The organism is Palleronia caenipelagi (assembly GCF_007004065.1).
Taxonomy (GTDB): domain Bacteria; phylum Pseudomonadota; class Alphaproteobacteria; order Rhodobacterales; family Rhodobacteraceae; genus Palleronia; species Palleronia caenipelagi.
This window is the reverse complement of record NZ_VFSV01000071.1, coordinates 1-8,681: the sequence shown is the minus strand read 5'-3', so window position 1 is coordinate 8,681 and position 8,681 is coordinate 1. Positions and strand designations below refer to the sequence as shown.

The 8,681-nt window shown below is 55.1% G+C and carries 11 protein-coding genes and 1 pseudogene; 5 read left to right on the top strand and 7 right to left on the bottom strand.

All coding sequences use genetic code 11. The features are described from left to right. Together FEV53_RS18770 and FEV53_RS18765 are read right to left on the bottom strand one after the other, a co-directional pair. On the bottom strand, positions 1-266 hold a 266-nt coding region (locus FEV53_RS18770), incomplete at its 3' end, for an IS3 family transposase (protein WP_142835877.1). Further along, positions 263-598, bottom strand: coding sequence for a transposase (locus FEV53_RS18765; protein ID WP_221931678.1), 336 nt, complete (start codon positions 596-598; stop codon positions 263-265). The genes FEV53_RS18765 and FEV53_RS18770, both read right to left, overlap by 4 nt. A gap of 204 nt (positions 599-802) precedes the next feature. On the opposite strand from FEV53_RS18765, the gene FEV53_RS18760 reads away from it, so the two are divergent. Next, entirely contained in the window at positions 803-1,114 is a 312-nt protein-coding gene (locus FEV53_RS18760; RefSeq protein WP_142836226.1) for a thermonuclease family protein, read from the top strand. Between the two features lie 223 nt (positions 1,115-1,337). On the opposite strand, the gene FEV53_RS18755 is transcribed toward FEV53_RS18760, so the two are convergent. Beyond that, positions 1,338-2,399 (bottom strand): aldo/keto reductase, encoded by a 1,062-nt coding sequence (locus FEV53_RS18755; RefSeq protein ID WP_221931677.1) that lies wholly within the window; start codon positions 2,397-2,399, stop codon positions 1,338-1,340. Positions 2,400-2,483: 84 nt separating this feature from the next. Here FEV53_RS18755 and FEV53_RS18750 point away from each other — a divergent pair, with 84 nt between their 5' ends. Next, complete coding sequence (locus FEV53_RS18750; protein ID WP_142836225.1) at positions 2,484-3,329, top strand: LysR family transcriptional regulator; 846 nt, start codon at positions 2,484-2,486, stop codon at positions 3,327-3,329. A gap of 432 nt (positions 3,330-3,761) precedes the next feature. Here the strand turns inward: FEV53_RS18750 and FEV53_RS18745 are convergent, their stop codons facing one another. Both FEV53_RS18745 and mgrA read right to left on the bottom strand, forming a co-directional pair. Then, positions 3,762-4,958 carry a phospholipase D family protein gene (locus FEV53_RS18745; protein ID WP_142836224.1) on the bottom strand — a complete coding sequence of 399 codons (1,197 nt, stop codon included), beginning with the start codon at positions 4,956-4,958 and terminating at the stop codon, positions 3,762-3,764. 225 nt (positions 4,959-5,183) lie between these two features. Then, positions 5,184-6,242: an L-glyceraldehyde 3-phosphate reductase gene (gene mgrA, locus FEV53_RS18740; RefSeq protein ID WP_281283558.1), complete on the bottom strand. Its 1,059-nt coding sequence runs from the start codon at positions 6,240-6,242 to the stop codon at positions 5,184-5,186. A 542-nt stretch (positions 6,243-6,784) separates the two neighbouring features. On the opposite strand from mgrA, the gene FEV53_RS18735 reads away from it, so the two are divergent. Further along, positions 6,785-7,213 (top strand): restriction endonuclease, encoded by a 429-nt coding sequence (locus tag FEV53_RS18735; protein WP_142836223.1) that lies wholly within the window; start codon positions 6,785-6,787, stop codon positions 7,211-7,213. Positions 7,214-7,230: 17 nt separating this feature from the next. Here the strand turns inward: FEV53_RS18735 and FEV53_RS18730 are convergent. After that, a pseudogene (locus FEV53_RS18730) lies at positions 7,231-7,395 on the bottom strand (integrase core domain-containing protein); the annotation flags it as partial. Positions 7,396-7,462: 67 nt separating this feature from the next. Between FEV53_RS18730 and FEV53_RS18725 the strand changes: the two are divergent. Continuing rightward, a complete protein-coding gene (locus tag FEV53_RS18725) occupies positions 7,463-7,891 on the top strand; it encodes a hypothetical protein (protein WP_142836227.1) in 429 nt (142 codons plus the stop codon). Here the strand turns inward: FEV53_RS18725 and FEV53_RS18720 are convergent. Continuing rightward, entirely contained in the window at positions 7,863-8,408 is a 546-nt protein-coding gene (locus FEV53_RS18720; protein ID WP_142836222.1) for an NYN domain-containing protein, read from the bottom strand. The genes FEV53_RS18725 and FEV53_RS18720 overlap by 29 nt on opposite strands. 37 nt (positions 8,409-8,445) lie before the next feature. Here FEV53_RS18720 and FEV53_RS18715 point away from each other — a divergent pair. Then, positions 8,446-8,681 (top strand): transposase (locus FEV53_RS18715; RefSeq protein WP_142836221.1); only part of this gene is annotated, 236 nt, incomplete at its 3' end.

Below are 8,681 nucleotides of genomic sequence, written 5' to 3'. Positions count from 1 at the left end.
CGCCGCTCCGAGACGCGCTCCCCGTCAGCGCGCAGATCCCGGTGGATACGCTTGGACCCGTAACGGTGTTTGCTGGCTTTGAAAAAATGACTGATCCGTTCCAGCAACGCCTTGTCCCGTGCGGATCGCCGCTCCCGACGGTCATCACGGGCCGCCTGGCTGGCGTGATGCCCATAGAACCAGCTGCGTGACAGGCGGACCAGCCGGCAGAGTGTCGAAACCCCGTATTGAGCTTTGTGGGCAGTGATGAAGGCGCGCTTGTTCATCGTGGTTTCACCGCCCGAGACGCGAAAAAAGCGTGCGCAGGCTCTCTCGGACCAATGGCGTTCGCCTGCTCACCTATCTGCAGGATCTCGTTTTCCTCCGCGAGACGCTTATTCTCTTTGCGAAGCCGCTCCAGCTCAGCCGCATCAGCCTTTTGGCGACGTTTGGCCTCCATCGAGCCGAACGCCTCGATCTCCAGCCGCCAAGTCTTCAGCTGCGTGCCGGTGATCCCCAGCTCTTTCGCCACGCTGCCCTGCGTCGCGCCCGGTTCATAAAGCCGCTCAACCGCTGCAGCTTTGAATTCGTCCGTGTTTTTCCGTCGATGTCGTCCCATGTCGTGCTCCTCTCGTGGACAGGGGTAAAGTACCCCGCTGTCCGGAGACACGGACGAAGTTCAGTCTCAAACCGCACTACTCAGAGGATTCGGAGGTCAAAGCAGCGTCGGCCCTCTCTGCTTCAAACGATCAATCGCGCAGTATTTCTATGCATTTGTGCACTCGCTGTTTCCTTTTGGTTCAAGGCGCGCTTCCCGGAATACGTGACCAGGATTCCGCGTCTTCCAGGCGAAGAACTGCTTGAGGGGCGGGTCACCCATGTTCGCGACGGCGATACAATCGAGATCGGTGCTACCCCGATAAGACTGGCATCACTCGACTGCGCAGAGCTCGACACCGCAAAGGGACAGCGAGCCAAACAACGAATGCAGAAACTGGTGGCGGGAAACCATCTGCACTGTCGGCTGCAAGGCCGTCAAAGCTACGACAGAGAAGTTGGCAATTGCCAATTGCCAGATGGACGCGACATTGGCGCGATCATGATCCGCGAGAACTACTGCGACAGGTTTTGGTGACCGGGAAATTTGCGAACTTCTTCTCCCAGAACGGCCCACTCCGGACATTGCCCGTGTAGTGAAGCGCTGCGGCGCGGCTTCGCTAGACCGGACTTTCGCCGCGACTGCGAATTTCTTGTATATTCGGAATTCAAACTGTGCGGGACGAGTGGACTTGCGGTGCACGCTGACTTTAATCACCTTTCTTCTTGAAGGGCATTGAACTTGTTCTGCTTTTAGCTTGCTACGAGGCGCGGAACCGGTCCCAGTGCGCGACCCCCGACCAGTCTCTGACAAACCCGTAGGGATAATCCGGGAGTGGAGCGTCGGAGGCCTGCGTGAGGGCTTTGATCTCCTCCTCGTGGAGCGCGAAGTCCGCCGCGTCGAGGTTGGCTGCCAGCTGGTCGGCATTCCGTGCGCCAAGCAGTATCGACGCGACCCCGGGACGACTGGCAAGCCATGCAAGCGCGACATGTGACATTGGCCTGCCGTGGCACTCAGCGACAGCTGAAACGGCGCGTAGAATGCTATGGGTGCGCTCCGTATTGCGCTTGTCATAAGCTTCGACCCCCCTGTTTGGATCATCGCCGAGACGAGTTTGGCCGGTGGGGCGCTTGTCAGCCGCGTACTTACCAGTGAGCCATCCGCCGCCCAAGGGCGACCATGGGGTCAGGCCAACTCCGTTTTCCAGTGCGCAGGGCAGCACCTCTAACTCGATACCGCGTTCGAGAAGCGAGTACTGCGGCTGCAAGGCACAGGGAACGGGCAGGCCGTTCACCGCAGCAGCGCTACAGATGCGTTCCAGCTGCCAGCCAGTGACATTCGACCAACCCACGTGATGGATCTTACCCGCCCGCACCAGATCACCAAGCGCCGCCAGTGTCTCTGCGACATCCGTCTCATCGTCCCAGCCATGGATGAATAACAGGTCGATAGAGTCCAGATTCAGGCGGCGCAGGCTGGCATCGACGCGCTTGAATACCGCGCGGCGTGACCCGCCCTGGCTGCCGGGCGTGGGGCTGAAGCGGCATTTAGTGGCAACAATCAAGTCATCCATATGGCCTCGGGTTTTGCCCCATCGTCCAATCATCTCCTCCGACGCGCCATCTGAGTAGACGTCCGCAGTGTCGATCAAATTGCCGCCACGGTCGACGAAGAGGTCGAGCATGCGATGCGCATCACTCTCATCGGTCTCGGCACCAAAAGTCATCGTCCCAAGAGCATGTAGCGACACGGTCGGCCCCGTTTGCCCCAATCGTTTTGAGGGCATCTCGGTGAATTTGGCATTACTGGTCGGCGTGTTCATGGCGGCGTCCTTTCGAATTCAGTTGCAAAGAGCCTACGGGCCAAAGTTCATATTCGGAACGACGCGAAATGAAGAGGTCATTTCATGAGTGAAACAACTGGGGTCGGCAGCAAGGGCCGGCAAAGTGACCCCGTCGAATGGAATGACATGGCTGCCTTCCTCGCAATCGCGCGCCATGGCGGGCTGTCGGCGGCTGCGCGCGACATCGGTTCCAGCGCTCCGACACTCGGTCGACGCATGCGGGCTCTCGAGCGCAAACTAGGTCGGGAGCTTTTCGTGCGGCGCACTCATGGCTACGGGCTGACAGAGGATGGTGAGCGCCTTCTGGCCGATCTCTTGCCTGCCGAGGCGGCCATCGCGCGCGCCACGTTGCAGGACTCAAAGACTGCGCTTCCTGTCGTCAGGATCACGGCGGGAACATGGACAATGCTAGCCCTTGCAGACCGCTTGCCTGCATTGATAGGCGATCCACCCGACCTTCGTATAAGGCTCCTCCAGAGAGAGGATGTCCTGTCTATCCCCCGGCGCGAAGCAGCAATCGGCTTTCGTTCGCAACGGCCGACTGAGGGTGGCCTCGCCGGCCGTCAACTCCGGCGGGTCGAGTTCGCTCCATATGCCACACGCGACGCCCCCGATCACTGGATCGTCGTCAGGGCGGACACACCATCGGCGCGATGGGTGGCCGAGCAATGTGGAGACCCAACCGCCGTAGAGACCGATGCACCGCGCCTTGCGCTCGATCTTGTCCTGCGCGGTATGGGCCGGGCGATTCTTCCCACCTTCATTGGGGATGCACATGCAGAGCTCGAAAGAGCTGGCCCAATCGTGAGCGAGCTTGGCCATAACCAATGGCTCGTGACACACGACGACGACCGCCATCTCGCAGAGGTACGTCGTGCGTTGGTCCGGATCTATGAAGCTTTTGGGTGATGGGTGGATCGAGGAAACCACCTCGCGAAACGCATTGGGCCGAAGCTGTCAGGCAGGTCATTTCTCTATCCTACAGAACCCGGTAAGTCAGTCTCACTGTCGATCTCGGATGCGGAGCGGCATTTGTAGTTGCGTGGCGCCAGACCATATCGAGGACGGCCCAATTCAGTCTAACATCGCTACTCACCATCCGAAGCAATCGAAGCCAACCGGTCCGCCGGTCTCGGCCCATTGCGGCCATTGGCCGAGGGGCGCGCCGACGCAGTGCAGCATCTCCGAAGCGGACATAGCCGAGCAGGAAAGCTCGCAATCGTCTGGAGCAATTGGAGGGTGATAAGCGCTATTTTGGGACTTAGCGATCTTTCTTACTTTAACTCTCAGTCGCTGAGAGCTGACGTCAGTGATCGAACAGCTCAGGGTCTGATGCCATCGTTAAGGACTGTAGTAAATTGCATCCAACATGGCTACGCGCGCATCCCAAAGTTCCATATCAGGACCTGAAGGGCGTTCAGAATTGTACCAAGGTGCCTGACGGACGGGTTCGATGATCCTGTCCCAATAGTTATCAAGTGATAGAGTCGATGGTGAAAAGTTGAGCGCCCTCGCCAGGCCTTTCTTGTTAGGACCATCTACGCAAACAAATAAATCTGGTCGTTTCATCGCAATCAAGCGCGTCGCGGTGCCAATTGGGTCCCTAGCGGGAAGAGCTTCTCGGAAGGTGTCAACATACTTCTCGAATTGATGTCGAGTGACGCCACCACGTTTTGGAATTTGATCCAAGGCCTTCGCAATTCCTAACTCTTGCCGCTCGATGGCCCTTAAAAACACGGTCGCTCGACTCATGGAGCCAAACCACCCCCAGTCGTAGCCTTCAAGTTTGGCTTCTGTAGCTTCCGGGCCACGTAGAAGACCAGCAACGCATTTCCGCTCCGCAACCGATAGATCCATGAAGGATCCACTCTTCGCAAACATCGTTTGGATGGCCCGTACCAACTCAATACGCTTAGAGTAGTCATGGTGTTTGTCTCTACGAGCGCGCTCAGAAAAATCGTTCCACGACATAGTTGCGATCTTCGAATTCAACCGGTTCCATTTATCCCTCTCATTGGGAAAAACTGGATTTTTCGCTCTCAGTTGTCTACTTGCAGCCTTCGCTTGGAGTCGGTAACTCGCAGCCAATTCATTCGTGATCCTAATGCGAAGCTTCTTGTATGCGGTAAGCTGGTTTCGGATTTCTTCGAAGATAGTCGAGTCAGTATTTCCGCGAATATAAATGTTCGCTTCAAAATTTTCACCCAAGCCGCCGCGGGTGAAGTTGGCGCTCCCGATAATCGCCTCAGCCAACCTACCTGTTTGAAAATAGTATATCTTCGGATGAAAGCATCCAGGTCTATTTTTCGCAACAAAAGCGTTGGGGACGTCCACCAACAGGTCAATTAAATCAGGGTCGCTAGCGGAAAAATCCAAACCAAAAATCACACTTTCAAATTTTGATTTGTTTCTCAGCAGTGTTTTCGCAACCGGGATCAAATGTCCCCAGGCGACCGCTATTGAGATACTTTCGTGCTTATCAATCAATTTTTCAAGGCACTCAGATAATTGACGTGCGTCTAATAATTTGGCTTTCATTTACAGTCCTATCGATCAATTTCAGATCATTTCAGAGGGCAAGGGATTGAACAAATCGCCCCTGCTTGGGGAGTCACCGGCCCAAACCGGACACTCACCGATTGATCCGCATGTTGCGGACGCAGCCCCCATTCCCGACATTTGTGGTCGGCGGGAAATTGAGGGATTGTCGAATTCAAATTGGCTAACGAAGCTTACATATGGCAAGCGACCTTTCGTGGCGCGTTATACGCCTTCCGAGGACTGTGACCAGATATTGATTTCATCACTACTATCGGCCAAAGCGTCGATCTTGCTCAGTTCTTCGTCAGTAAAAGTCGTGTTCTCAATGGCGAGCAGGCATTCCTCAATTTGACTTGCCTTTGAGGCCCCAATCAGCGCGGTGGTCACGTTCCCGCGCAGCACCCAGGCGATCGCCATTTGCGCCAGCGTCTGTCGCCGCTCTTTGGCGATATCGTTCAGCCCGTTCAGTCGCCGGATAACATCCTCCGTCAACCAGTCCTTGTCCAATGACTTGCCTTGCGCGGCTCTGCTTTCCGCTGGAATACCATTCAGGTATTTTCCAGTCAGCATACCCTGTGCCAAGGGGGTAAAAACGATCGACCCAACGCCCAGATCGTCCAGCGTTTCCAAAAGCCCATCACGCTCTACCCAGCGATTGATAATGTTGTACGAGGGTTGGTGAATGATGCATGGCGTGCCCATATCGTTCAAGATTTCCACCGCTTGGCGCGTTCGTTCGCTGTTATAGCTCGAAACTCCGACGTAGAGCGCCTTGCCAGATCTTACGATCTGGTCCAATGCGCCCATTGTCTCTTCCAACGGTGTGTTCGGGTCCAGGCGATGCGAATAGAAGATATCAACATACTCGAGCCCCATTCGCTTGAGCGATTGGTCGCAAGACGCAATCAGGTACTTGCGGCTTCCCCACTCACCGTAGGGCCCGGGCCACATACCGTATCCCGCCTTGGTTGAGATAATCAATTCATCCCGATAACCGGCAAAATCGGTTTTTAGTATCTCGCCAAAGGCCTCTTCGGCTGAGCCTGGGGGCGGACCGTAGTTATTAGCCAAATCGAAATGTGTGATGCCATTGTCAAAAGAAGTACGGCACAGTTCACGCTTGAGAGAGTGCGGCGTGTCGCCACCAAAATTGTGCCACAGCCCGAGGCTTATCCGTGGCAGTTTTAGACCCGACCTCCCGCAATATCTGTATTCCATGCGGTCATACCGATCATCGGCGGGTGTATAGCGGGGGGTTGATTGAGGGCTGATCATACGCATCAGGTATCGATGCCCCGTGCCCGGGTGTCAATTACAGCAGACCGAAAAACGCCCTGAGCGGCTAGGACTGCGGGCATTGATGCGAGGCGCGCTGGTCTGTCGAGAGACCGTTCGAATGAGAAGATGCGTCTACTGCACGCTTTAGCTCCAAGCCCGCCTTCGAAGCACTTCAGCGTACATGCGATGAGCGACCCGAAGCAACGTCAACAACGGACATTCGGCGATGCGGCACGTCAGGTGAGATCGTTCAGGACCACATCTTCACACTCGGCCCAGACCTGCCATTCATCAGTCCATTCAACACCACAGTGCAGCTACACTGAACCGGACTTTCGCTGCACTCGCTAAGTCGACGCATTGGCCATGGTCGACCGTGCCGAATAATAGCCGTATTATGAGTCAGAGAAGACATGTTCACCGACGGCCGGTTTTTGTCTGGTCGACAACCAACCACTTAGTGTTGAGTAGAAGCAAGCATCAAACCCGATGGTTCGTCCTTTTTCGAAGCGCACGTCGAGAGCGAAGATCAGGGAGGCATTTTTTTGGAAGGCGATGAGAAACAACCGGGGATATCGAAAGCAGCGCATCGTGACATTGTCCGCGCCATTGAGGAGGTTCAGTCAATCCGCGAGCCGAAGTATAGGTGGATCGAGTCAAAAATTGCTACGGCTCTCATGCCCCTATTTGCGACCGAAGGTTTTGAGTTCGAAAGAACCAGATCCTATGGAGACAAAGGGCATGACTTTGTTGCTAGTCGCGGTAATGGCGAAACTGTTGCGGTGGTCAACAAACACTTCAATAGGCATCGAAGGATCTCTGTCTCCAGCGTTCATCAGGTCATTGGCTCCGCTCAAGCTTGCGGTTTCAATAGAGCGGTAATTGTTTCTAATTCGGAATTTTCCGCGCAAGCGTTAGAGACCGCCCGCCGAGAATTGCCCCTGCAAGTTGAATTGCTGATCAGCCCCACTTGAGTGGTCCAATTTGATTGTTAGTGCATGACGGGCCTCCGGTCCATCGTGACGACGGTTTCCGGGGCCGGTGGGCGGTAGCCTAATGCGCTGTGTGGTCGTTTCGTGTTGTAGTGTTTCCTCCATTCTTCGATCAGGATCTGCGCCTCGCGCAGGCTGTAGAAGGTTTCGCCATTCAGGAACTCGGCCTTATGTATCAAGCGCACCAACAATCTAGCTGCATGATCTGGTGATGTGAATCATTATCCGGTCATGGACCTTGTCATTCAGACCCTGAACCGGAAGCGCGCGGAGATCCTTGGCGCGATCAAGCGTCACGAAGCGCAGATTGCACAAGCCAAGCATGATTTGGCACACATCAACGCGACCTTGAAAATCTTAGACGGGCCGTCTGACGGGAGCCGCGCCTATATCGTCTCGCAAGGGTTCTTCGCCAAAGGCGAGATTGCCGAGATATGCCAGCGCCACCTTGCCGATGGCCCGCTCAACACTCGCGAACTGGCAGAGCGTGTGATGGCTGAGAAGGGCCTAGAGATCACAGATACGCCGTTGCGTAACTCTGTTGTCTACAAGGTGGTTCAGGCCCTACGCCACGCCAGACGCCGTGACGCTGTTCGGATGTTGGAAAAGCGGAAGGGCTGTTGTGTTTGGTCTACTCGTACTCACGAGGGCAGCGGATAAAACCCGTTTCTGTTTGGATGATGCTTGGGAACCTACATTTTTCGATATCATCTCGGTTCAATTTCCTTTTCCCATCGGCGAAATTCATAATGTTCTGGGATAGCTGTTGATTTGGTGGTACCACAGTTACTAATTTTTTTTCAGGAAAATGTTTCTTTAAAAACCTAGCAGTTGCGGCTTGATCGCTATCGGCACTTACTAAATACGCCCAATCAAAATGATTCCGCATCGCGTCCGCGAACAAACACAAGGCTAGGTTGATATCGGTTTGCTTCTCGTTAAGCTCTTCCGAGGTTCCCCCGCAATGGAAGCATGGCTTGCTGCTGCCCACCATATAATGTCCAAGCTGAATTTGAACGCCACTATGCTCGAGTGCCTCGATGTACTTCTTGTGGCGCACCAACTGGTCCGAGTTGCGTTTTTGGTACGCTGAACAATAGGTCACGGACACAAGGCTATGCTGTCTGTCCTGCAAAATTCTTTCGCTTAACTGATCTTCGTCCCTGTCTCCGGACAGCGGGGTACTTTACCCCTGTCCACGAGAGGAGCACGAGATGGGACGACATCGACGGAAATACACGGACGAATTCAAAGCTGCAGCGGTTGAACGGCTTTATGAGCCAGGCGCGACGCAGGGCAGCGTCGCGAAAGAGCTGGGGATCACCGGCACGCAGTTGAAAACCTGGCGGCTGGAGATTGAGGCGTTCGGCTCGATGGAAGCGAAGCGCCGCCAAAGGGCTGATGCGGCTGAGTTGGAGCGGCTTCGCAAAGAGAATAAGCGTCTCGCGGA

Bases quoted from the DNA above. Each gene is read 5' to 3' on its own strand.
- FEV53_RS18765 (WP_221931678.1), bottom strand. From the start codon at position 598: ATGGGACGACATCGACGGAAAAACACGGACGAATTCAAAGCTGCAGCG.
- FEV53_RS18755 (WP_221931677.1), bottom strand. From the start codon at position 2,399: ATGAACACGCCGACCAGTAATGCCAAATTCACCGAGATGCCCTCAAAA.
- FEV53_RS18750 (WP_142836225.1), top strand. From the start codon at position 2,484: ATGAGTGAAACAACTGGGGTCGGCAGCAAGGGCCGGCAAAGTGACCCC.
- FEV53_RS18745 (WP_142836224.1), bottom strand. From the start codon at position 4,958: ATGAAAGCCAAATTATTAGACGCACGTCAATTATCTGAGTGCCTTGAA.
- mgrA (WP_281283558.1), bottom strand. From the start codon at position 6,242: ATGCGTATGATCAGCCCTCAATCAACCCCCCGCTATACACCCGCCGAT.
- FEV53_RS18725 (WP_142836227.1), top strand. From the start codon at position 7,463: ATGGACCTTGTCATTCAGACCCTGAACCGGAAGCGCGCGGAGATCCTT.